At 73.8% G+C, this 21,508-nt stretch carries 20 protein-coding genes; 5 read left to right on the top strand and 15 right to left on the bottom strand.

Going from position 1 to position 21,508, the window contains the following annotated elements; all coding sequences use genetic code 11:
* Nucleotides 1–69: 69 nt before the first annotated feature.
* A complete protein-coding gene (locus ASE25_RS01405) occupies nt 70–1,095 on the top strand; it encodes a lysylphosphatidylglycerol synthase transmembrane domain-containing protein (RefSeq protein WP_056771335.1) in 1,026 nt (341 codons plus the stop codon).
* Here the strand turns inward: ASE25_RS01405 and ASE25_RS01400 are convergent.
* On the bottom strand, nt 1,070–2,875 hold the full coding sequence (locus ASE25_RS01400; RefSeq protein WP_056822235.1) for an SLC13 family permease: 1,806 nt from the start codon (nt 2,873–2,875) through the stop codon (nt 1,070–1,072). The two genes, ASE25_RS01405 and ASE25_RS01400, sit on opposite strands and share 26 nt — an antisense overlap.
* Nucleotides 2,876–2,993: 118 nt before the next feature.
* On the opposite strand from ASE25_RS01400, the gene ASE25_RS01395 reads away from it, so the two are divergent.
* Together ASE25_RS01395 and ASE25_RS01390 are read left to right on the top strand one after the other, a co-directional pair.
* Nucleotides 2,994–4,511: a M17 family metallopeptidase gene (locus ASE25_RS01395; RefSeq protein ID WP_235508492.1), complete on the top strand. Its 1,518-nt coding sequence runs from the start codon at nt 2,994–2,996 to the stop codon at nt 4,509–4,511.
* 83 nt (nt 4,512–4,594) lie between these two features.
* Nucleotides 4,595–6,034: a carboxylesterase/lipase family protein gene (locus tag ASE25_RS01390; protein WP_056822230.1), complete on the top strand. Its 1,440-nt coding sequence runs from the start codon at nt 4,595–4,597 to the stop codon at nt 6,032–6,034.
* Nucleotides 6,035–6,088: 54 nt separating this feature from the next.
* On the opposite strand, the gene ASE25_RS01385 is transcribed toward ASE25_RS01390, so the two are convergent.
* The 9 genes from ASE25_RS01385 to ASE25_RS23010 all read right to left on the bottom strand — a co-directional run bounded on the left by ASE25_RS01385 (nt 6,089) and on the right by ASE25_RS23010 (nt 14,027).
* Nucleotides 6,089–6,538, bottom strand: coding sequence for a hypothetical protein (locus ASE25_RS01385; protein WP_056822228.1), 450 nt, complete (start codon nt 6,536–6,538; stop codon nt 6,089–6,091).
* Nucleotides 6,539–6,597: 59 nt separating this feature from the next.
* Nucleotides 6,598–6,996, bottom strand: coding sequence for a nitroreductase family deazaflavin-dependent oxidoreductase (locus ASE25_RS01380; protein WP_056771317.1), 399 nt, complete (start codon nt 6,994–6,996; stop codon nt 6,598–6,600).
* A 55-nt stretch (nt 6,997–7,051) separates the two neighbouring features.
* The gene (locus tag ASE25_RS01375; RefSeq protein WP_056771314.1) at nt 7,052–7,600 is read right to left on the bottom strand and encodes a copper chaperone PCu(A)C; all 549 of its coding nucleotides are present in this window, start codon (nt 7,598–7,600) and stop codon (nt 7,052–7,054) included.
* Nucleotides 7,601–7,716: 116 nt separating this feature from the next.
* Complete coding sequence (locus ASE25_RS01370) at nt 7,717–9,336, bottom strand: LCP family protein (RefSeq protein ID WP_056822225.1); 1,620 nt, start codon at nt 9,334–9,336, stop codon at nt 7,717–7,719.
* A gap of 150 nt (nt 9,337–9,486) precedes the next feature.
* Nucleotides 9,487–9,825, bottom strand: a complete 339-nt coding sequence (locus tag ASE25_RS23015) for an ANTAR domain-containing protein (protein ID WP_056771306.1) — start codon at nt 9,823–9,825, stop codon at nt 9,487–9,489.
* A 343-nt stretch (nt 9,826–10,168) separates the two neighbouring features.
* Nucleotides 10,169–10,912, bottom strand: coding sequence for a response regulator transcription factor (locus ASE25_RS01360; protein ID WP_056771303.1), 744 nt, complete (start codon nt 10,910–10,912; stop codon nt 10,169–10,171).
* Nucleotides 10,888–12,672: a GAF domain-containing protein gene (locus ASE25_RS01355; protein ID WP_162260581.1), complete on the bottom strand. Its 1,785-nt coding sequence runs from the start codon at nt 12,670–12,672 to the stop codon at nt 10,888–10,890. The genes ASE25_RS01360 and ASE25_RS01355 overlap by 25 nt, the downstream gene beginning before the upstream one ends.
* 202 nt (nt 12,673–12,874) lie before the next feature.
* Entirely contained in the window at nt 12,875–13,378 is a 504-nt protein-coding gene (locus ASE25_RS01350; protein WP_056771296.1) for a pyridoxamine 5'-phosphate oxidase family protein, read from the bottom strand.
* A gap of 1 nt (nt 13,379) precedes the next feature.
* On the bottom strand, nt 13,380–14,027 hold the full coding sequence (locus ASE25_RS23010) for a hypothetical protein (protein WP_056822218.1): 648 nt from the start codon (nt 14,025–14,027) through the stop codon (nt 13,380–13,382).
* 297 nt (nt 14,028–14,324) lie between these two features.
* Here ASE25_RS23010 and ASE25_RS23005 point away from each other — a divergent pair, with 297 nt between their 5' ends.
* Nucleotides 14,325–14,735: a universal stress protein gene (locus tag ASE25_RS23005; RefSeq protein ID WP_162260580.1), complete on the top strand. Its 411-nt coding sequence runs from the start codon at nt 14,325–14,327 to the stop codon at nt 14,733–14,735.
* 3 nt (nt 14,736–14,738) lie between these two features.
* On the opposite strand, the gene ASE25_RS01335 is transcribed toward ASE25_RS23005, so the two are convergent.
* The 5 genes from ASE25_RS01335 to ASE25_RS01315 form a co-directional block, all read right to left on the bottom strand.
* Nucleotides 14,739–15,602, bottom strand: a complete 864-nt coding sequence (locus ASE25_RS01335) for a glycosyltransferase family 2 protein (RefSeq protein WP_235508491.1) — start codon at nt 15,600–15,602, stop codon at nt 14,739–14,741.
* A gap of 50 nt (nt 15,603–15,652) precedes the next feature.
* On the bottom strand, nt 15,653–16,783 hold the full coding sequence (locus ASE25_RS01330) for a glycosyltransferase (protein WP_082622633.1): 1,131 nt from the start codon (nt 16,781–16,783) through the stop codon (nt 15,653–15,655).
* Nucleotides 16,780–17,862 carry a glycosyltransferase gene (locus ASE25_RS01325; RefSeq protein WP_056822209.1) on the bottom strand — a complete coding sequence of 361 codons (1,083 nt, stop codon included), beginning with the start codon at nt 17,860–17,862 and terminating at the stop codon, nt 16,780–16,782. The genes ASE25_RS01330 and ASE25_RS01325 overlap by 4 nt, the downstream gene beginning before the upstream one ends.
* The gene (locus ASE25_RS01320; RefSeq protein WP_082622632.1) at nt 17,850–18,944 is read right to left on the bottom strand and encodes a glycosyltransferase; all 1,095 of its coding nucleotides are present in this window, start codon (nt 18,942–18,944) and stop codon (nt 17,850–17,852) included. Before ASE25_RS01320 ends, ASE25_RS01325 begins: the two co-directional genes overlap by 13 nt.
* Nucleotides 18,945–19,130: 186 nt before the next feature.
* Nucleotides 19,131–20,492, bottom strand: a complete 1,362-nt coding sequence (locus ASE25_RS01315; protein ID WP_056822204.1) for a cation:proton antiporter — start codon at nt 20,490–20,492, stop codon at nt 19,131–19,133.
* Nucleotides 20,493–20,737: 245 nt separating this feature from the next.
* Here ASE25_RS01315 and ASE25_RS01310 point away from each other — a divergent pair, with 245 nt between their 5' ends.
* Nucleotides 20,738–21,493, top strand: coding sequence for a GAF and ANTAR domain-containing protein (locus ASE25_RS01310; protein WP_235508490.1), 756 nt, complete (start codon nt 20,738–20,740; stop codon nt 21,491–21,493).
* The last annotated feature ends 15 nt before the right edge of the window (nt 21,494–21,508 follow it).

Below are 21,508 nucleotides of genomic sequence, written 5' to 3'. Positions count from 1 at the left end.
CCCCCTGAGCCATGGCGGTCCGAGCAGCCGCAGGAGCCGCCGTCGCGAGCCGAGCAGTCGCTGCGGTCATTGCGTCGGCGGGCGCTGCTCGTCGGTGCCCTGCGGATCGGCCTGACGCTCGTCGCGCTGTGGTGGTTCTCCCGCGTCGTGCGACGCGTCAACTGGTCGGCCGTGTGGGACGCCGTCACCGGCCTGGCTCCGGTCCAGGTCCTGGCGTTGCTGTGCGTCGTCGCGCTGCGTCAGTGCCTCAACGCCGGCCCGCTCGCGGTCTTCGTGCCGTCCCTCGGACTGCGCCGGGCGGTGTCGAACGACCTGTCGGCCAACCTCGTCGCGACGGTCGCACCCCCACCGGGCGACGTCGTGCTGCGCATCGCGATGCTCCGGTCGTGGGGGATCCCGTCCGCCGAGGCCATCGCCGGCATCTCGCTCAACACCCTGACCTACTACGTCGCGCGCTTCGGCGCGCCCGTCCTCGGGCTGGGACTGGCCGCGGTCGCGGGACAGGCCGAGCCGGCATACGTCTGGACTGCTGTCTCGAGCGGCGCTGTCAGCCTCGTCGTCGTCGCGGGGCTCGTCATCGCGTCGCGCGGTGAGCGGCCCGCCGCGCGTGCCGCTGGATGGGTCGGCCACCAGCTGCGGCGCGTCACCCCGCGGGTCGATCCCGCGGCGTGGTCGACCCGCGCCACCGAGTTCGTCCGGCAGGCCGGCGACGTGCTGCGCCGCGGCTGGGGCCGGGCCATGGCCTGCCAGGTCGGGCTGGTCCTCAGCGAGGCGCTGCTGCTCGTGCTGTCGCTGCGCTTCGCGGGCGTGCCGGCGCTCGTGGCCCCCACCGTCACCATCGTCGTGGCCCTGCTCGTCAGCTACCCCCTCACGGCGCTGCCCTTCGGCGGCGTCGGGGTGCTCGACGCCGCCGTCATCGCCATCCTCGGCCTGGAGCAGGGACCGTTCGAGACGAAGGCCGTCGCCGGGCTCGTCGTCTTCCGCGTGTGCTGGATGCTCGTTCCGCTCGCACTCGGAACCGTGACGGTCACGCGGTGGCGGCGCGCCCACGTCGCCGAGGCGGCAGCCGTCAGAAGCGCCACACGAGGGGAATGACGATGACGGCCACGACCAGCCACAGGAGCAGGACCGGCAGACCGAGGCGCCAGTAGTCGCCGAAGCGGTAGCCGCCCGGGCCCATGATCATCATGTTGGCGGGCGTCGCGATCGGGGTGAGCAGCGACGCGGCCCCGGCGGCCGCGACGAGCATGAGGACCGGGAGCACCGAGACGCCGGTCTCCTGGGCCGCTGCGACCGCGATCGGCACGACGATGAGCACCGTCGCGGTGTTGCTGACGACCTGCCCGACGACCGCGGTGAGGCCGAAGAGCGCGACGAGGAGGAGGTAGGGCCGGCCCTCGCCCACGACGTCGATGAGCCCCCTGGCCACGAGGTCGGCCGCGCCGCTCGTCTCGATCGCGGTCGACAGCGGGATGAGGCCGCCGATGAGCACGACGGTCTGCCACGAGACGGCGCGGTAGGCCTGGTTGACGCTGACGACCCTCGTCAGCACCATCGCGGTGGCCGCGGCGAGGCCCGCGATCGCCGGCGGCACGAGTCCCAGTGCGAGCAGGACGACCATGACGAGGAGGACGGCGATCGCCCGGCCCGACCGTGGACCGAGCGGAACTGCTTGTCGCCGAACGAGATCCGGGGAGTCGACCAGGAGCACGTCACGGTCGTGCACGAGCTCCTCGATCGACGTCCACGTGCCGTGCAGCAGGAGGCTGTCCCCGGCCGTCAGCTCGTGCGGCGTCGCACCCAGGTCCTTCCCGAGCCGGCGGATCCCGAGCACGACGAGGTCGCTGCCACGCATCTGGCCGGGGAAGGACGTCTCACCGACGAGTGGCGAGCGTGGAGGGACGACGACCTCGGCCACGCCCACCTCGCGGTTCATGATGCCGGCCGACTCGACCGTGACCGGTCGCATCGCGACGGCGAGGCGCAGCTCGGGCACGAGGCGGCTCACGGCATCGCTCGCCCCGCTGACGACGACGACGTCGTCGTCCCCGACCGGGGTCGCTCCCGTCACGGCGTGACCGCCGGCACTCTGCACGCCGATGAGGGTCACCCCCGGGTATGCCGCGAGGTCGAGTCTCGACGCGGGCACCCCGACGACGGGCGACCCCGGGCGCACCCGGAGGCGGTAGAAGCCGTCGTGGAGCTCGTAGTAGGCGGCGAGCCGGCTCGCGTGCCGACCGAGGTCACGGACCGGCTGGGAGGAGGACCGGCGGGGCAGCACCCGTGGCCCGAGCAGGACCCCCAGCGTCACCGTGCCGATGACGAGGGGGAGGCCGACGACGGCGAAGTCGAAGAAGCCGAACGGCTCGACACCGGCGTCGACGGCAGCGTTGGAGACGATGACGTTGACCGGGCTGCCTGTCAGGGCGAGGAGGGATCCGGCGCTCCCGGCGAAGGCCATCGGCATGAGCATGAGCGAGGGCGACCGCCGGATCCGGGTGGCGAGCACGAGAACCATGGGCAGGAGGGCGGCGACCGAGCCGTTGAGGGTGATGACGGCGGTCAGGACCGCGCACAGACCGAGCACCGCGACCATGAGGCGCACCGCTCCGTCACCGACGACGTCGATGAGCCGCTGGCCCGCCCACGTCGTCACACCGGCCGAGTCGATGGCCTCGCTGACGACGAAGAGGGAGGCGATGAAGACGACGACCGGGTCGCCGAACCCGGACAGGGCCGTGTCCGCGTCGACGAGTCCCGTCGCGTAGAGCGCGAGGCAGGTGAGGACCGCCACCCCGCCCACGGGCAGGCGGTTCCAGATGAAGAGGACGACGGTTGCCGCGAGGACCACCAGGCTCGTCGTCGCGGGGCTCATCGCCCCATCGTCCGTGCCGGGAGGCGTGGTGCGGTCACCCACGACGGGTGAATCGGTCGCGGGGGCGGCGCGGCCATGCTCGTTAGGACCAAGACCAACGTCTCCGGAAGGAGTCGGCGTGAGCACTCCTGCCATGCGCACTCTGGATCCCATCCCGTCGACCCGGTCGTCCGTCACGGTCGACGTCGTCACCGACCTGCCCGGAGCCGACGAGGTCGGGGCGGTCGCGGTGCCGGTGGCGGAGGGCGCCGAGCCGCCGGCCGACCTCGGGCAGGACGCGGCCGCCCTCGGCGCCGCCGGCTTCACCGGCAAGCGCGGGCAGACGATCGTGATCCCCAGCGGTGGCCGAGCCCTCGTCGCCGTCGGCATCGGGGCGGTCGACGACATCGACGAGGCTGCGGTGCGTGACCTCGCCGCGACCTTCGCCCGGGCCGTGCCCCTGCACACCCGCCTCGCGGTCGAGCTGCCCGACCGGGAGATCGGCGTGTCGCCGGCCGACTTCGCCCGCGCCGCCACCGAGGGTGTCCTCCTCGCCCGATGGCGCTTCCGGATCAGCGAGACCGACGACGAACCAGTCCTCGAGCGGCTCGTCCTCATCGCCCCCGCCGAGCACTCCGAGGCCGTCGTCGAGGGCGTCCGTCGTGGTGAGGTGCTCGCGCGAGCGGCAGCGGTCGGCCGCGACCTCGCCAACTGTCCTGCCGCGGCGCTCACCGCGACCCGCATGGGTGAGGTCGCACAGGAGCTCGGCCCCGACGCCGGACTGGACGTGGACGTCGTCGGCCTCGACGAGCTCGTCGAGATGGGGTGCGGCGGGCTGCTCGGGGTCAACCTCGGCAGCGTCGAGGAGCCGCGCATGGTGCGTCTGCACTACGTGCCGGAGGGCGAGTCGCGCGGGCACCTCGCCCTCGTGGGCAAGGGCATCATGTACGACTCCGGCGGCATCAGCCTCAAGCCGAGCGACGAGTCGCACGCGCAGATGAAGAACGACATGACCGGTGCTGCCACGGTGCTCGCCGCCATGACCGCGCTGCGTGCCGTCGGCTGCCAGACCGAGGTGACCGGCTACCTCATGTGCACCGACAACATGCCCTCCGGCTCGGCGCTCAAGCTCGGCGACGTGCTCCGGATGCGCAACGGCAAGACCGTCGAGGTGCTCAACACCGATGCCGAGGGACGTCTCGTCATGGCGGACGCGCTCGCTCTCGCCGTCGAGCTCGACGTCGACGCCATCGTCGACATCGCCACCCTGACCGGTGCGTGCCTGCGGGCCCTCGGTGTCGACATCGCCGGTGTCATGGGCAACTCGGACGCGCTCGTCGACCAGGTCCGGGCAGCGGGGGCGGTGGTCGACGAGCCGGTCTGGCCGCTGCCGCTGCATCGCCGCTACCGGTCGCAGCTCGACTCGCCGATCGCCGACATGACCAACCTCGGCGGTCCGAACGCCGGCCAGATCACGTCGGCCCTCTTCCTCGAGGAGTTCGTCGGCGACAAGCCGTGGGCCCACATCGACATCGCGGGCACGGCACAGCTGCCGGAGGCCAGAGGCTGGCGCAACAAGGGGGCCACCGGCTTCGGGAGCCGGCTGCTCATCGAGCTCGCCTGCGCGTTCGAGAGGCCGGCCACGCCCGGCAGGTGAACGCCGTCCGTGCCGCTCCGGCGCGGACCGACCCCGGCGAAATGGGCTGGCCCCGCGGCCGGGGTCGCGGCGACAATCGTCGGGTGGACATCGACGTCGAGGTCACGGGTGGCGTCGTGCGCGGCGCCACCGAGGGCGGCCTCGCCGTCTTCCGCGGCATCCCGTACGCCGCCCCGCCCGCTCCCTTCGCAGCCCCCGGACCGGTGCGGCCCTGGGCCGGCACCCGCCCGGCCCGCGCGTTCGGTCCACCGCCGCCGCAGTCGGCCGCCTTCGGCATGGACGCCCCGACCGACGAGGGCGACGACTGGCTGACCGTCAACGTCTGGTCGCCGGGGCTGGGGCGCCGGTCACCCGTCATGGTCTGGATCCAGGGAGGCGCCTACCTCTTCGGCACGTCCGGCCTGCCTGAGTACGACGGGGGCCTCCTAGCGCGCGGCGGGGTCGTCGTCGTGACCTTCAACTACCGGGTCGGCCTGGACGGTTTCGGCTGGGTCGACGGCACGCCGGCGAACCGTGGGCTGCTGGACCAGGTCGCCGCGCTCGAGTGGGTCCGCGACAACATCGGCGCCTTCGGCGGCGACCCCGAGCGGGTCACGGTCTTCGGCCAGTCCGCGGGTGGCGGTTCGGTGGCGGCGCTGCTCGCCATGCCCCGCGCCTCCGGGCTCTTCCACCGGGCCGTCGCGCAGAGCCTGCCCGGCACGTTCTTCACCCCTCGGTTGGCCGCCGACATCACCCGGGCCTGCGCGGCCGAGCTCGGACTGGACCCCTCCGAGCTGCCGGCGGCCGACCCCCGGACCCTGCCCGCAGCCGCCGATGCCGTGGCGGCGACGATGGGGCTGCACGCGGACCGCTGGGGGCGCGCGGCCCACGCACACGTCCCCCTGGCGCCGGTCGTCGACGGTGACGTGCTCCCGACGACCCCGTGGCTCGGGCTGACCGGGCGGGTCGAGCTGATGGTCGGCCACACGCGCCACGAGCAGCGGCTGCTCACGGCGCTGAGCGGGCAGCTGGGCGCGATCACCGAGGCGCAGGCCTTCGAGGCGGCCGAGATCTTCGGCCCCGACCCGGGGCGCTACCGCGAGAGCTTCCCCGACCCCGAGGAGCTCTACGACGTGGTGCGGTCGGACTGGCTCTTCCGGATGCCGTCCCTGCACCTCGCCGAGGCCCAGCTGGCCGCGGGTGGCCGGGTCCACCTCTACGAGCTGACCTGGCCGGCACCCGGCATGGGCGGGGTCCTCGGGGCCTGCCACGGGCTGGACGTGCCGCTCGTGTTCGGCACCCTCACGGTCGGTCAGCCGGCCCTGCTCATCGGCCGCCCCACGGCGGAGGCCGAGGCGGTGTCCGAGCAGATGCGGAGCGCGTGGACGGCGTTCGCGACGAACGGCGACCCCGGGTGGCCCTCCTACGACACCGGAGCGACGCGACTGTTCGATGCCGAGCCGGAGGTCACGAACTATCCCGAGCAGGTCTCCCGCCGGATCTGGAGCGAGCCGCCTCAGGTGCTCGACCTGGCCCAGGTGTAGTCGGGTCCGGCGAGGCACGCCTGGGGCCCCGTGGGTGACGTCGCCGCCACCCGGTCACGCCGACGGAGGCGCCGTCCACCGTCGGCGGACGGGCATCTCCTCGTAGGTGTACTCCGTGGCCACGGCCTCCGCGACCGAGCACGCATAGTGGACCAGGCCGTATGCCGTCTGGCTCGGGCGCGCCACCACTGCGGGGTGCGAGGGAGCGAGCTCTTCCAGCGAGCCGCGTGCCATGAACTCCCCGTGGTCGCCGGTGTGGTCGTCCCACGGCTGCGCCGTGTGGAACGCGTACCGCGGGTCACGTCCCACCTCGCGGAGCCTCGGGCTGGTGTCGCGGAACGACACACACAGCAGCCCGGCCGCGAGCCACGGGGACACCGGGTGCACACGTGGGCCACCGTCGAGCCGCAGCGTGGCCAGGTAGACGATCCGACCCGCCATCCGCTCCCGAGCGAAGGCCGCGAGATCTGGTTCGGCGTCGGCGAACTCAGCCCACGTGGCCACGGCGGTCGCCGGCCCCTTCGTCGGTCCGGATCACGAGCGGCCGTCGACCGGTCGTGGGGTCAGTGGTCGGAAGAGTCATCGACCGTGAGCACGATGAGCGGGCTGTACCGGAGCATCTCCGGCACGTCCGTGCGCCGCCAACGTCTGGCGGCAGCCTCGATGAAGGGCCGGCGCTCGTCAGGGTCCGTGACGACGCGCGCCGTGGCGGGCACGTCGACGACGACCGACTGCTTCAGGTGGACCACGACGTGGGGGTCGGCCTCGATGTTGTGGATCCAGTCGCGCGTCCGGTCGGCCCGGGGCATCCCGGTGATGAAGAGCTGCCCGTTGTCATGGTGCAGAAAGATCTCGATACGCCGTCGTCGGCCGGTGCGCCGGCCTGTCGTCGTGAGGTCGATGAGCTGGCTGCGGGTCAACGCAGCCCGGGTGGCCTCACCCGGTGAGTGGTCGGGGTCCATGGCGCGATCCTCTCGACTGAGCTCGGCGCTCGCGGGTCTGGCGGGTCGGCCCCGGTCAGCTCGTCGCCGGTGCCACGGGGGAGACGGGCGAGACGGTCGGCAGACCGAAGCCGTCGACGAAGACGTTGACCGTGACGCTCCCGGCCTTCTCGAAGCGGAAGGTCACGGGCAGGAGCCGACCGGCCCGCACGTCGAGCTTGAGGTCGACCATCTCGAGGTGGAGGCCGCCGGGGTACTGCAGCGAGACCACCCCGTTGGCGGGGACGTCGACCTGGACGGGGCCCTCGGGCCCGTCGGTGCCCTGGCGCGTGATGACCTGGCTGGCGTAGGCGGTGCTCACGGCCACGAGCCGGTCCGCGGTGGCTCCGTCGTTGGCGAGCGTGGTGAAGAGCCCCGTGTTCGAGCCGGTGAGCAGCTTCCGGTCCTCCGGGGCGTCGATGCGCGTCGCGAGGAGCCGGAGGGAACCGACTTCGGCGTTGACGCTCGTGCCACGCGCCGGGTTGGTGATGCGCGCCTGCACGGGGTCCGGCTGCGAGGTGCACGCAGCGAGCGGGACGACGCTGACCGACAGGAGCGCGGCGACGACGATCGGGCTGGTCCTCATGGCCGTCACGCTAGGCGGGACGCGCGTCGGGCGATTCCCCCGTCGGGGGTGATCCTCAGGCGGTGGAGGTGGTCGCCGGTGCGGGCGGACCCGGAGCCGCGGGCTCCGGGTCCGCCTCAGCACTGCGCGTACGGCGTCGTCGTCGGGCTCGGCGTCGCGGGGGTGCGCGGCGTCCGGGTCGCCGCGCCCGTGCCGCCCGCGGAACCGGGCGTCGTGGACGTCGGCGTCGGCGTCTTCGCCGGCTTCGGCGCGGCGATCCCCTTCCTGACGAGGGCGCGGACCTTGGCGTAGTCGGGGTCCCACGGCTTGATGCCGTCGTCGAGGGTCAGCGTCACACTGTTGACCTTGGCCTTCTGCACCCGCTCGACGAGGTCGACGAAGGCAGGCAGGCTCCGGGCCGGGATGTCGGTGTAGATGTTGTCGCGCGCGATGCGGGCCAGCTGGGGGTACTGCGCCACCATCTCGGCCGGGTTCACCTGCCCGACGATCGCCTGGACGACGCACCGCTGCCGGGCCTGCCGGAACGTGTCGCTGTCGGCGGCACGCGAGCGGGCGTACCAGAGCGAGTGCCACCCGTCGAGGTGCTGGCGCCCGGGCGTGAACCACGCCTTGACGCCGACGATGCGCTGGTCGGCGGTCACGCGCCCACCGATCGGCAGCGGGCCGCCCGTGCCGGCGTCCTTGACGTTGATGTCGAGCCCGCCCATGGCGTCGATGAGCAGCGAGAAGCCCTTGAGGTCGATGACGACGACGTGGTCGATCGTCAGCCCGACGATCTGCTGGACGGTGCCGCGGATCTCCTCCCGGCCCGGCACGACACCCTTGGGGTAGGCGCCCGGGTGGTCGACGGCATACCCCTCCGCCTCGCTGTAGAGGTTGGTGAGCATGCACTGGCCGGTCGCGCCGGGCTCGTTCTGGGCGCAGGACCGCTCGGGCGAGCCGAAGTGGCCGGACGGGTAGCGGGCGCGGAGGGGGCTGCCGGGGGCGAGCGGAGCCTTGAGCAGGTTGCGGGGCATCGAGATGAGCGTCGTGCGCCCGGAGTGCGTGTCGATGCTCGCGACGATCATCGAGTCCGTGCGGGTGCCGATGCGGTCGGAGCCCGCGTCGGAGCCGAGCAGCAGGAGGTTGACCCGGGCCTGCTCGGCCCACGGGTCGTCGCCCTCGACGACCCTCGCGCCCACGCCCGGTCGCGACGGCGGCGCCGAGAAGACGACCTCGACGGTGTCCTGGGTGATGAGGGCATAGTCCGCGGCGGTGAAGGCCCCGCCGCCGACGACGAGCACCATGAGCGTCGTGAAGGCGGCGAGCAGGCCGGTGCGGCCGCGGTCGAGCGTACCCGGTCGCGCCTGGACGGCCGTGAGGACGATCGACGCGCACCAGACGAGGCCCCAGAGCGCGATGACGACGACGGCTCCGCGGAGCAGGTCGGGCCTGGCGACGACCGTGAGCGCAGCACTCGTGACGCCCTGGGTCAGCACGGCGTACGCCGCCCCGGCGACCGCGGCCAGGGTGATGCCGAGGATGGTCCAGCCGACCCAGCGGCTGCGGGTCTGCGTCAGCCCGGCGCCCGGCAGGACGGTGCCGAGGGCGGTGAGACCGAGTGCGCGGCGGAAGCCGGACCCGAGCTCACGGCGCACCTGGCTGCGACCCCGCTCACCCGGCTCACCCGGCCCGGCCGCGGCCGGTTCCGGCGCGTCCTGCGGCCGCGGCTCGTGCGCAGCGCCGTCCGGCTGCATCCTGCTCCTCCCGGCCTGGCCACGTGCGCAGGTCACCGATCGACATCATGCCTCTCGGAGGCGCCCAGCAGAAGCACCTCGGCGAAAGGCTCATCCCGAGGGATGGGACGGGGACGTGCCGGGGTGCCGGCGGGGCGGCGGCCCCGCGGGTCACGACTGATCGATGCGCCCCGTCTCGACGACCTCGAGCGCGAGCACGTGCAGCTTGACGTTGCGCGCCATGCTGGCCCTCCGGAGCTCGTCGAACGCCTGCTCCCGCGTCACGCGACGCAGCGCCATGAGGATGCCGATGGCGGCGCCGATGTCACGGCTGTGGGCGAGGGCGGCCTCGAGCTGGAGGGCGCGTGACTCGGCGGCGTCGAGGCGCTCGAGCGCCTCGAGGAGGTAGGTCTCGACCGCGGTCAGCTGCTCGTCGGCGTCGTCGGACGCCCCGAAGACCGTGTCGACCCCGTGTCTGGGCGAGGTGCCCGCCACGACGTGTGGCTCCATGCGAAAACTCCTACTGGTACCCCGCCGGCGGCCTTTGCTCGACCGCGATTGGCGCGCGTCAAGCCTAGGGGACCGGTCCGACAGATGGGGTCGAGCGGGTGGGGCGTCCGGTTCGTCCGGTACGGCGGGACACGAGGCGGGCGACTGACGCGGCTCTCGCTGGGTACTCGTCACCCGGCGCCATCGTCGCTCTTCAACCAGCCAGGGGCGGCGGTGACGTCGCCGGCGGGACCGGCGCCGGAGGTGCAGCGAGACGGCACCCGCTCGGGGGATCGGGTGCCGCCTCACCCACACCATCGCGGCCCGCGTGCATCCGTTACAGCCTTCGGCTCGGCGTATGCCGTCACCTGCGTTCGTGGTGCTCCGCGCGTTCCGTGCCGTGCTGGGCGCCGTAGACCGCGGCCTGGGTGCGGCGCTCGAAGCCGAGCTTGGCGAGCAGGCCGGACACGTAGTTCTTGACGGTCTTCTCGGCGAGGTGCAGGCGGTCGCCGATCTGGCGATTGGTCAGTCCCTCGGCGATGAGGGTGAGGATCTCCTGCTCCCGGTCGGTCAGGGTCCCGGTGCGCGAGCCCGGTCGCGCCGACCCGACCCGCCCCGACGGGTGCTCACCGCCGCCGTCCGCGGAGTCGGCGCCCTGGGGTCGGCGGATCCGCTCGAGCAGACGCTCGACGAGGGCCGGGTCGATGAGGGAGTGGCCGGCGGCGACGTGCGCGACCGCCTCGGTGAGGGACGTGCCGCGGATCTGCTTGAGCAGGTAGCCCGAGGCCCCGGCCATGACCGCGGCGAAGAGGGCGTCGTCGTCGTCGTAGGAGGTGAGGATGAGACAGCGCGTGCCGGGGCTGCTCACCTGGACCTCGCGGCACACGTCGATGCCGCTCCCGTCGGGGAGCCGAGCGTCGAGCAGCGCCACCTGGGGGGCGAGCGTCGGGATGCGTCGCAGGGCCTCGGCGGCGGTGCCGGCCTCCCCGACGACCCGGAAGCCGTCGTGCGACTCGAGCAGGTCGATGAGCCCTCGGCGGACGATCTCGTGGTCGTCGAGCAGGAAGACCGTGATCGGCGTCGTCACGGGGTCAGCAGGGCGGTCCATCTCAGCACCGTCTCCCTCTCGTCGGTCGTCAGCGTGCAGTCCCCGCCGCGGTCGTGGGCGCGCTTCGTGAGGTTGGCGAGGCCGCGGTGCCGTCGCTCGGGCGGGCGCGTGGTCCGTCCGGCGCTGTCGGTGGCGTCAGCGGCGTCGGTGGCGTCGCGGTCAGCCGGTGTCCCCGAGCTGCCGCGCCGCGCGCCGTCGGCCCCCGCGCCCCGCGTGGCCGGACCGTCGTCGGTCACCTCGACCGTGACGGCCTCCGCCGTGACGGCGACGCGGACGGAGACGGCGGAGCACCGCGCGTGCTTGACGACGTTGGTCAGCGCCTCGCGGAGGACGGCCGTGACGTCGTGGAGCAGCACGGGGTCGATGACCGTCGCGACCGGCCCGTCGAGGCTCAGGGTCGGCTCGACGCCGAGACCTGGGGTCGCGGCGGCGACCACCTCGAGCAGCACGGCGCGGGCGTCGAGCGACGACGGGGGTTCCTGCAGCTCGAAGATCGAAGCCCGGATCCGTCGGATCGTCTCGTCGAGGTCCTCGACCGCTCGGCCCAGGGCGCCGCGGACCGTCGTGTCGGCGGTCCGCTCGGTGACCGCCTCGAGTGACAGGGCTGTCGCGAAGATGCGCTGGATGACGTGGTCGTGCAGGTCGCGGGCGATGCGGTGGCGGTCCTCGAGCACCGCGATGCGCTCCTCGTCGGCGCGGCCGTCGGCGAGCTCGAGTGCGAGCGCGGCGTGGGTCGCGAGCTGCTCGGCCATCTCGACGTCGGCACGGGTGAACGGGCGGCTCCCGGCCCGTCGGGCGACGACGACGGCGCCGCGCACCCCGGCCTCGCCGACGAGCGGACAGGCCATGGCCGGCCCGCCCGACCCGGCCTCGGCGACCGAGACGAGGGTCGGGTCGGCCGGCCCGGACGCCTCGGCGAGGACCGCCCGACGCTCGCGCATCGCCGTGCCGGCCAGCGAGGGACCGGAGCGGTATGCCGTTCCGACGAGGCCATCGGCACCCACCCCGCGCGCGACCCCGACGACGAGGCGGACGGCATACGCCAGGGGTTCGCCGGCGTCGGCGAGGGCGGCGTCGGTCTCGCGGTCGGGGAAGTCGAGGGTGACGACGTCGGCGTCGGCGAGGCGCAGCACCGCGTCGGCGATGCGGACGAGGACCTGCTCGCCGAGGCCGGGCCGGAGCAGGTCGCGGCTGATCTCGGCCGACGCCCGCAGCCACTCCTGGCGTCGTCGCGACTCCTCGTAGAGGCGAGCGTTCTCGATGGCCACACCGGCGCTCGCGGCGAGGGCCACGACGAGGTCCTCGTCGTCGGACGAGAAGTCCGAGCCGTCGACGCGCTCGGCCAGGTAGAGGTTGCCGAAGACCTCGCCCCGGGAGCGCACTGGCACCCCGAGGAAGCCGTGCATCGGAGGGTGCCCGGCTGGGAATCCGACGGACCGCGGGTCGTCGGAGATGGCGTGCAGCCGGATCGGCTCCGGCTCCTCGATGAGGGCTCCGAGCACGCCGCGCCCGGTGGGCAGGTGGCCGATCAGCTCGACCACCTCGGCGTCCATGCCCGAGTGGATGAACTGCTCGAGCCGGCCGTCGATCCCGATGACCCCGAGCGCGGCGTAGCGGGCGCCGGCGACGGCGCGTGCTGCCTCGACGATGCGGCGAAGCACGGCAGGGAGCGCGAGCTCCGAGACGACGGAGCGGTTGGCCGCGAGCAGCCCGCGCAACCGGTCCTCCGCCGAGCCGGTCGAGCCCGTCGAGGCTTCCACGCCTGCCGTGGGTGCCGAAGCGCCCGGGCCAGATGCGCCGGCCGGGCGGGGCGACGGGACACGCTCGACCATCAGCGTGTCGTCCGCCCAGACACGGCGGCCGTCCGCACCCGTCGGCCGGTCGCGCGCGTCGCCGTCATCACCCAAGGCTAGGCCCGCGCGGCTGCGCCGGTGGCTCGTTGTCGCAGGACGGGGCGGGCCGTCAGCGGGCACTGCGTCGCGCGGCGGACGGCACGCGCTGCGATCCGAAGGAACGACCGGTGATCCGCTCGACGCTGATCCCGATGAAGACGTTGCGCACGCCACCGGCCCACGGCTCGGCACCCTCGACGGTCCACAGGTGCGTGAGCAGCGCGGGTGACGCGACGGCCTGGGCGCGACCGCGTGCGATGACGCTCCACCCCGTGTGTGCCGTGTCGTCGAGGTCGTCGACCTCGAAGACCACCTGGGTCGGCCGCACGAGCTCCGAGAGCACGCCGAAGGGCGAGGTCCGGAAGACGATGAGGTCGGCCGCGCAGGCATAGCTGACGGGGAAGATCTGGGGGCCGTGGCCGGCATTCCACCCGATGCGCCCGACGTTGCGGGACTCGAGCAGGGCCTGGCACTCGGTCGGGGTCAGGTCGGCGTAGTTGATGCGTCGGCTCGACCGCTGCCCGTGGTCCGCGTGGTCCGCACTCTCGCCGGCCGGCCGGCCGGTCGTCGTCATGTCAGGACCTCGGCGTCGGCCCGGCCGAGGCCAGGCGCTGGGGGTGGTGGATGCGGCCGGAGTCACGTCCCACGGGCCGTCCGAGCTCGACGGCGCTGACCGGGCGCGGCTCGGGAGTCACGGCGCGGAGCATCGCTCGGCACCGGTCGAGCTCGGCACGCACCCGGGCCAGCTCGGTGCGCACCTCGAGGAAGTGCACGAGGTGGTCGCCGACACTGCGCGCCCACGCGTCGACGGCACGCCAGTCGGCGCACCACGTCATCGGGATGGTGCACCGGCCGTCCTCCGGTCCCGCCTCGGCGCCGGCGCCCGGCGGCTCCGTGGGCCGGACGGGGACCGACGGCCGGCCGCTCCAGTGGCTGACGTGCAGGTGGTCGACGGCGACGACGAGGTCGAAGCCCTCCGTCGACGTGATCGCGACGCACGGGCGGCACGTGACGCGGTGCCCGGCGCGCGAGAGCTCATCGGCGATCGACGCGGCGATGGCCTCGTCGATCCCCGCGGTCGTCGCCGCGAACGAGGACGACGAGGGGGGCGTGGCCGGCGCGTCCGTGGCCACTCCGGTCGGGAGGACGCCCGTGGCGTACGACTCGGGCGCCGCCTCCGGCGGGGGTGGTGGGGTCGAGTAGGTGATGAGGACGGTGCACATGGTGCTCTCCCTGGTCGGCGGCGCCGGGCACGGCGCTGCATCGATGGTGCGCGCCGGTGGGGGGGTCATGACACGGCCGAAGGTCGCCAGGGGCCGGGACCAAGGTCCCGGATCGGACAGGACCGATGCATCTGTCGGCAGTCCGGTCCGCGGCAGACGCTGGACCCAGAGGTGAGCACCATGGACGAGACGAGACAGCGCGACCCAGGTCCGGCGCGCCCCGGGGCGGCACGTGTGGCGACACGGCCCGCTGGGGCGCGGGGGGCTGACGCGCCTCGGCCGAGGGGCAGGATCGTCGTGGGGGTTGACGGCTCGAAGCAGAGCAGGGCCGCGCTGCGCTGGGCCTGTGCTGACGCCGACGCCAAGGGGGCCGTGGTCGTCGCGGTCGCGGTGTGGCACCTCTACCCGCTGGCGCCGCCCGAGCGGATCGGTGCGTCGCCGTGGTGGTTCACGGCCGACCCGGAGGAGGCCACTCGCGCCTTCCTCGGGGAGGTCGTGGACGAGGTGGCCGACGACTTCCCGGACGTCGTCGTCGAGCAGAAGGTGCTCTCGGGGCATGCTGCCGAGCAGCTGATCAGCCTGTCCGCGGTCGCGGACCTCGTCGTCCTCGGGGCGACCGGGAGCGGTGGCTTCGCCGGCATGTCGCTCGGCTCGACGAGCCGGGCCGTCGTCGAGCACGCCCTCAGCACCGTGGTCCTCGCCCGCTGACGTTCAGCCGGGCGCGTCGCCGGTGACCTGCCACGTGCCGTCGGGGTCGCGCCGGGCGAGCCCCAGCGTGGCGAACGCGTCGAGCCACCCCTCCATCGGCCACCAGCCCCACCGGCGGGCGAAGCGGTTGGCGTTGGCGACGACGTCGTGCACGTGCTGGACGGGCGGCGAGCTCGTCGGATGGTGCTGGTGGTGTGCTGCGGCACCGCCGACCCAGAGCAGGCGCCCACCGGAGGCGCCGAGGCGCTGGCCGAAGTCGGTGTCCTCGCCGCCGTAGCCGACATACGCCTCGTCGAAGCCCCCGACGGCGTTCCACGAGCGCACCGTCAGCGCGAAGGACAGGGACCAGAAGAGCCGCAGGTCTTCGGCAGGACGCACCTCGTCCGAGGCCAGGGTCGGCCGGGCCGGGTGCGGCGAGGCCAGGGCCGCGAGGTCGAGGTCGCGGTAGTCGCGTCCCGCCGGGGCCGGTGGCAGGTAGGCCACCTCTCCGGCGAGGACCAGCGGTGCCACGTCCGGCCCGGGACTGCGCCGGCGCTCGTCGCCCAGCACGGCGGCATACCGCTCGACGAGCCCTGGTGACGGGATGCAGTCGACGTCGAGGAGCACGACCTGCTCGGCGCCGGCGCGGGAGGCGACGGCGACCCCGAGGTTGCGCGCGGCGGCGAGGGGTAGCCTGCCGCGTCGACGCGGCAGGCTCGCGACCCGCACGTCCCACGGCCCCGCCTGCGACCGGGCGAGCTGCTCGACCTCCGGGTCGTCCATCGCGACGACCACCTGCAGGTCCGGCAGCCGGGTCTGGCGACGCAGGCCCCACAGCTGGCGCGCGAGGTGCGTGTGCCGCCCGTGCACGATCGTCACCACGGCCACGCGGGGCGCCCTGCCCGCGGGCGTCACGGCTGTCGGTGGGAGGGCGGGTGTCACGACGCCGTGCGGATGTCGTCGCCGGTGCGGTCGTGGCGGTCGTGGCGGTCGTGGCGGTCGTGGCGGGCGGCGAGCTCGTCGAGCCTGGCCGCTGCGGAGGCCGCCCCCTGACCGGTGGACCACCGGCGCCAGCCCTCCCCGCCGCGGTCGAGGGCCCGCTCGAGCAGGCCGGGCCAGGCCGTGGCGAGCGGCCAGGCGCGGACGCCGACCGCGGCCCCGAGCCGGTCGACGGCGGCGGCCGTCGCCATCTGCTCGTCGAAGGGGCGCGGCTGGGCCACGACGACGGCGGGACGGCGCGCCGCGGCGACCTCGGCGACGGCGTTCTGGCCGCCGTGCGTGACGACGACGTCGGCTGACTCGAGGTCGGCCCACAGGTCGGGCGACGGCGAGCCAGGGCCGCGCTCGACCCACTCCCAGCCCGGTGTCGCGGCCCGGGCGGCGGCCACCTCCGCGGCGGACGTCGACCGTCCGCCGCCGCCCCAGAGGACGAGGACGCGTCGCGGCGACGGCTCGTCGGGCTCCGGGCCAGACGGGCGAGGGCCGTCCGCCAACGCCTCGATGCAGCCCGCGGCCGAGCCGAGGGACGTGCGTCGACGCGACGGGACCCGGTCGTCGAAACGCGAGATGCCCCCGACCGCCCAGAGCTTGTCTCGCCACGACCCGGGCCAGTCGGTCGCATGGGCCGCCTCGGGCCACGGGGCGAGCAGGGCATCGGCGAGGTCGTAGGCGAGGACGTGGGCGCGGTCGGTGCGCTCTCCGGGCATCGCCAGCACGACGACCGGTACGCCGCACAGCCGGACGAGCGTCGCCACCTCCACCGACACGTCGACGACGACGAGCGAGGGCCGCGTCCGGGCGACCCACTCGGTCAGTGCAGCGGCACGGTGGGCCAGTCCGGCGTCGTGCCGCGGGACCCAGTGCAGCACGTCGCCCGCCGTGGGGTCGGCGCGGACGACCTCGCCGGCGGGCATCCGGTCGTCGCGGTCGAGCTGCAGCCACTCCGACGGCCATCCGTCGGGGGCCGGAAGGGAGCTGATCCCCGTGACGGGCGAGCTGAGGTGCTCGGCGACGGCCTGCAGGCGGGTCAGGTGGCCGAGCCCCTGGTGGTGGACGTACCAGCCGATCATGCGGCACCGGACATCGCGCTGAGGGACTCGTAGATCCCGAGGTAGCTCTCGACCATGCGGTCCACCGAGCAGGCGACGACGGCATGGGCCCGGCACGCAGCGCGGTCGAGGTCGACGGCTGCGGCCACGGCCTCGGCGGCAGCTGCGTCGTCGCAGTCGCGGGGGAGCAGCAGCCCGACGCCGGGCACGACGAACTCGCGCAGGCCACCGCGGTCGAGGGCCACGACCGGCGTGCCGCACGCGAGGGACTCCGCGGCGACGAGGCCGTACGGCTCGTCCCACTCCGGCGTCACGAGCATGGCCGCGCTCGCCCCGACGAGGGCGACGAGGCCGTCGGTACCGAGGTGGCCGACGTACTCGACGTCGTCGCCGAGCTCGCCCGCGACGTGCCGGGTGAAGTAGTCGGCGTCGCCGACCGGGCCCGCGAGGCGGAGCCGGCGGCCTGCCGCCCGTGCCATGGCGATGGCCCGGTGTGGTGCCTTCTCCGGCACGAGCCGGCCCACCCAGACGAGGTCCTCGCCGCCGGGTCCTTCGACCCATCGGTCGACGTCGACGCCGTTGTGCACGACGTGCGCCGGGGTGACGTGCGCCCACGACCGCGCGGTGTGCTCGCTCACGGCCACAAAGTGGCTGTGCCGCAAGGGGTTTCGTGACCGAGCGCCGATCTCGATCGCGGGCTCGAGCCACGGGGTCGGCGGAGTGTGCAGGGTCGTGAGCACGGGCGACGGCAGCGAGTCGGCCATGGCGACGGGCAGGTGGTGAAGGCTGTTGTTGTGCACGACCGCGACATCGGGACGTTGCTGGAGTGCCAGCATGACCTGCAGGTATGCGTGGTGCTCGCGCAGCCACGCCTCCGGCACCATCGACGCGTCGCTCCGGGCGGTGTGGCTCAGGCGCAGGGGCTCGACGTGGAGCGGGGTGGCCCCCAGCGCCGGGTCGCTGCCCGGGCCGGCGAAGAAGGACACGTCGACACCCTGTCGCCTCAGCCCTCGCACGAGGTGCCACGTCAGCGACTCCAGGCCACCGGCGAACGGCTCCGCGATGGGGTGCCTCGCGGCAGCGAGGATCACGACGCGCACGCGACACCCCGCTCCGCAGCGGCAGCCAGCACGGCGGCATACACCTGCTCGTGGGCGCGTGAGACGTCGTGGCGCTCGCGCCGGCGTTCCTCCGGCTCGGCCCGCCACGAGGGCCGCTCGTGGTACGCCCTCAGGAGGGTGTCCCGGAGCGTCGGGGCAGCGCCGCCCGCATCGGATCCCGGCGCGCCGTAGAGGAGGCACGGACGCTGGTCGGCGTAGTGGCCGCAGTCGGGGGCGACGACCGTCGTCCCGAGGTCGTGGCACGCCTCGAGCCAGCCCGAGTGCGTGCCGAAGCGGTAGGGCAGCACCGAGACGTCGAGGGACTGGAGGTAGTCCCACAGCTCGTCGTCGCTGAAGTAGTCGTGGACGCGCAGGTCGACGCCGTCGGTCGCTGCGAGCTCCCGGAGCCGGGGCTCGAGGTCGCTCGCGTGTCGGGGGCCGCCCGGGGTCATGACGTCGGTGTGGGCGTCGACGCGCAGCCGGGCGCCGGGCATCTCCGGCAGGGTGGCGACGATCTGCTCGATGACCGGTAGCGGGTCCATGCCCGCGCGCAGGCTCTTGGCGTGGACCCCGATGACGTAGCCGCGGTGCGGCACTCGGGGCCGGGACAGGCGCGGCTCCTCGACGACGTGCGGGTGGGGCACGACGAGCGCCTCGCGCCCCCACCGCTCGGCGATCTCCGCCGCGGCGCCGGGAGTGAGCGTGATGAGGGCGTCCGCCGCCTCGACGAGGACCCCGAGCTGCGCGTCGTGCAGCTCGCGCTCGTGGTGGTGCGGGTTGCGCAGGTCGTGAACGGTCAGCACGAGGGGCTTCCCGTGGCGGCGCAGGCTCGAGGCGACCCGGGCGAGGTCGTCGGGTGACACGGCATCGAAGCCGAAGTGCACGTGCATGACGTCGAAGTCGGTGGCATGGGCGTCGACCCAGCCGGGCTCGAGCATCCGCGGCGGCCACCACTGCGCGTCGGGCACGTCGGCGCGGGGGCGGGGGTCCGCCAGCCGCGTCACCGTCGTGTCGCCGTCAGGAGGAGCGAGGTGACGGACGTAGACGTGGCCTGCGGGGACGGACGCGATGACGGGACTCAACCGGTTGCCTCTCGGTGCACGCCGCCCGACGCACCGAGGGAGGAAGAGGGGGCGCCGGCGCGGGTTCGGGGGGCCGCTGGGCTGGAGCCTCCAGCAGGCCCATACCCGGGTAGCGGCCCGGCCACACCGATCCGGTGGATCGTGCGCGGTATGCGGTGGTTTCGCCGGACCGGCGAGGGTATGCCGTCAGGCCGGCCCCGCCGCGCCGGCGCGCTCCCGCCGGCGCTCGAGGTAGCGCATGACGGGGGTGGCGAGGGTGCCGTGGACCATGACCGACAAAAGGATGGTGAAGGCGACCGTCGACCACAGCCACCGCTCGTCGGCGAAGGCGTGCTCGCCGGCCGCGAAGGCGAGGTAGTAGAGCGAGCCGATGCCGCGGACTCCGAAGAACGCCGTCGCGAGCGTCTCGCGGCGGCCGAGCCCGCCCGGGAGGTCGGCCGGGCGGGCGCGCAGCCGCAGGCTCGCCCAGCCGGACAGCGGACGGACGACGAAGACGAGGGAGACGGCGATGACGACGCCGCGCCAGTCGAGCTCGCCGAGCACGCCCTTGGTCATCGCCATCCCGAGCATGAGCAGGATGATGAGGGTCAGCAGGCGCTCGAGGCGCTGGACGACCTCGTGCATCGAGCGGTGGTAACGGTGGTTGCGCTCGGCGGCACGCAGCGTCATGCCGCACGCGAAGACGGAGAGGAAGCCGTAGCCCCCGACGAGCTGGCTCAGCCCGTAGGTCATGACCAGCGCGGCGAGCGCGAGCAGTGGCTCGCCCTGCTCGGCGAGTCGCAACGACCGGCGCGGCGACCGGAAGGCGACCTTTGCCAGGCCCCACCCGACGGCCACGCCCACGAGCACGCCGACGACGACCTTGCCGACGAGGTCCCAGGCCAGCCAGTGCAGACCCCACGACGAGAAGCTTCCGGCCGACGCGAGGAGCACCGCAGCCGTGACGAAGGGGAACGCGAGCCCGTCGTTGAGGCCGGCCTCGGACGTCAGTGCGAAGCGGACGTCGTCCTGCTCGTCGACGGGCTCACCGAGGGCCTCTCCGTCGTCAGCGCCGTCGCCACCGGCCTCGCCCGCGTGGCCCGAGCCGTCGACCCGCGGACCCTCCACCTGGACATCGCTGGCGAGCACCGGGTCGGTCGGGGCGAGCGCGGCGCCGAGCAGCAGGGCCGCCGCGGGGGCGACGCCGAGACCCCACCCGAGCAGGGCCACCGACGCGATCGTCAGGGGCATCGCGATGGCGAGCAGCCGCCACGTCGGCGACCATGCGGCCCAAGCGGAACGGCTGCGCCAGTCGAACGAGCGGTCGATCGCGAGGCCGACGCCCATGAGCGCGACGAGGATCGTGAACTCGGTGACCCGCTCGACCTGCGGCCGGATGACGACCGGGTCGAGGCGCATCCCCTCGGGCAGCGGCAGCAGGCCGATGGCCATGCCGAGGAGCAGAAGCACCATCGCGGCCGACACGGCATACCGGTCGAGGACGGCCGGGAGGACGGCCGCGAGGAACATCGCCAGACCGGCGATGAGGTAGATCAGGTTGATCGACATGATGACATGCGGGAGCTGCTCCTCGGGGTGGGCCTCATGATGACCTACCCGCGACGGTAGCCCTCCGGTCACCGAGACCGGGATGCCTCTCGCGCGGACCGGCAACCAGTGGTCCCTCAGCCATGGGACGCTGTCCTCCTGGCGCCCGCAGGGTGCCCGACGACCAGCAGCATCACCGACCCGTGGACCCCTCGCCCGCCGCGCACCGGTCCACCGTCGGCACGGACCGAAGGTGGGGTGGACCCGTGAGCGTGGACCAGCAGGCCGACGACGTCGTGCGCGAGATCGCCGAGACCTTCGCCAAGCTCGGCTCCGAGCTCGGCTCGATGGGGCCGACCGACACGCTGGACGCCGTCGCCCGCATCGCGGTCGAACGCGTACCCGGCGCCAAGTGGGCGAGCATCACGAGCTACGTGCACGGCCGGTTCCGCACCGTCGCCGCCACCGACGACGTGGCCCGCCGGGCCGACGCGATCCAGTATGCCGTCGGGTCGGGTCCCTGCATCGACGCCATCATCGACGACGCCCTCTACCGCCCGCGGGACCTGCGCCACGACGGCAGGTGGCCGGAGTTCGGCACGAGGGTCTCGCGGGAGCTCGGGATGCGCAGCATGCTCTCCTACCGCCTGGGGCGGGAGGTCGGTGACGGCATCGACGGCCTCAACATCTACTCCGACGAGGTCGGCGGCTTCACCGAGCAGTCCGAGCTGGTCGGCCTGATGCTGGCCACGCACGGCGCGCTTGCTGCGGCGCTCTCCGCCCACCAGGAGCAGGTCGAGAACCTCCAGCGGGCGCTGCTGTCCAACCGCGAGATCGGCGTCGCGATGGGGGTGCTCATGACCCGACACCACGTGACGCGCGACCAGGCGTTCGGCCTGCTGCGGATGGCGAGCCAGAACTCCAACCGCAAGCTGCACGACGTGGCGCTCGAGGTGACCGACACCGGTGCGCTGCCCAGGATCACGGGCGACCGTCCGCGGCGGGCGCCCACCGCAGAGTGACGGCGTCGGCAGCCT

The sequence above is a fragment of the Terrabacter sp. Root85 genome (assembly GCF_001429185.1).
Classification (GTDB): domain Bacteria; phylum Actinomycetota; class Actinomycetes; order Actinomycetales; family Dermatophilaceae; genus Terrabacter.
Note: the sequence above shows the minus strand (reverse complement) of the source record. Positions and strands in the feature narration are given on the sequence as shown.

What these genes read in the sequence shown, in the direction of transcription:
- ASE25_RS01375 (WP_056771314.1), bottom strand. Translation starts at nt 7,600, where the DNA reads ATGAGGACCAGCCCGATCGTCGTCGCCGCGCTCCTGTCGGTCAGCGTC.
- ASE25_RS01370 (WP_056822225.1), bottom strand. Translation starts at nt 9,336, where the DNA reads ATGCAGCCGGACGGCGCTGCGCACGAGCCGCGGCCGCAGGACGCGCCG.
- ASE25_RS01330 (WP_082622633.1), bottom strand. Translation starts at nt 16,783, where the DNA reads ATGATCGGCTGGTACGTCCACCACCAGGGGCTCGGCCACCTGACCCGC.
- ASE25_RS23010 (WP_056822218.1), bottom strand. Translation starts at nt 14,027, where the DNA reads ATGTGCACCGTCCTCATCACCTACTCGACCCCACCACCCCCGCCGGAG.
- ASE25_RS01315 (WP_056822204.1), bottom strand. Translation starts at nt 20,492, where the DNA reads ATGTCGATCAACCTGATCTACCTCATCGCCGGTCTGGCGATGTTCCTC.
- ASE25_RS23015 (WP_056771306.1), bottom strand. Translation starts at nt 9,825, where the DNA reads ATGGAGCCACACGTCGTGGCGGGCACCTCGCCCAGACACGGGGTCGAC.
- ASE25_RS01350 (WP_056771296.1), bottom strand. Translation starts at nt 13,378, where the DNA reads ATGACGACGACCGGCCGGCCGGCCGGCGAGAGTGCGGACCACGCGGAC.
- ASE25_RS01360 (WP_056771303.1), bottom strand. Translation starts at nt 10,912, where the DNA reads ATGGACCGCCCTGCTGACCCCGTGACGACGCCGATCACGGTCTTCCTG.
- ASE25_RS01380 (WP_056771317.1), bottom strand. Translation starts at nt 6,996, where the DNA reads ATGGACCCCGACCACTCACCGGGTGAGGCCACCCGGGCTGCGTTGACC.
- ASE25_RS01400 (WP_056822235.1), bottom strand. Translation starts at nt 2,875, where the DNA reads ATGAGCCCCGCGACGACGAGCCTGGTGGTCCTCGCGGCAACCGTCGTC.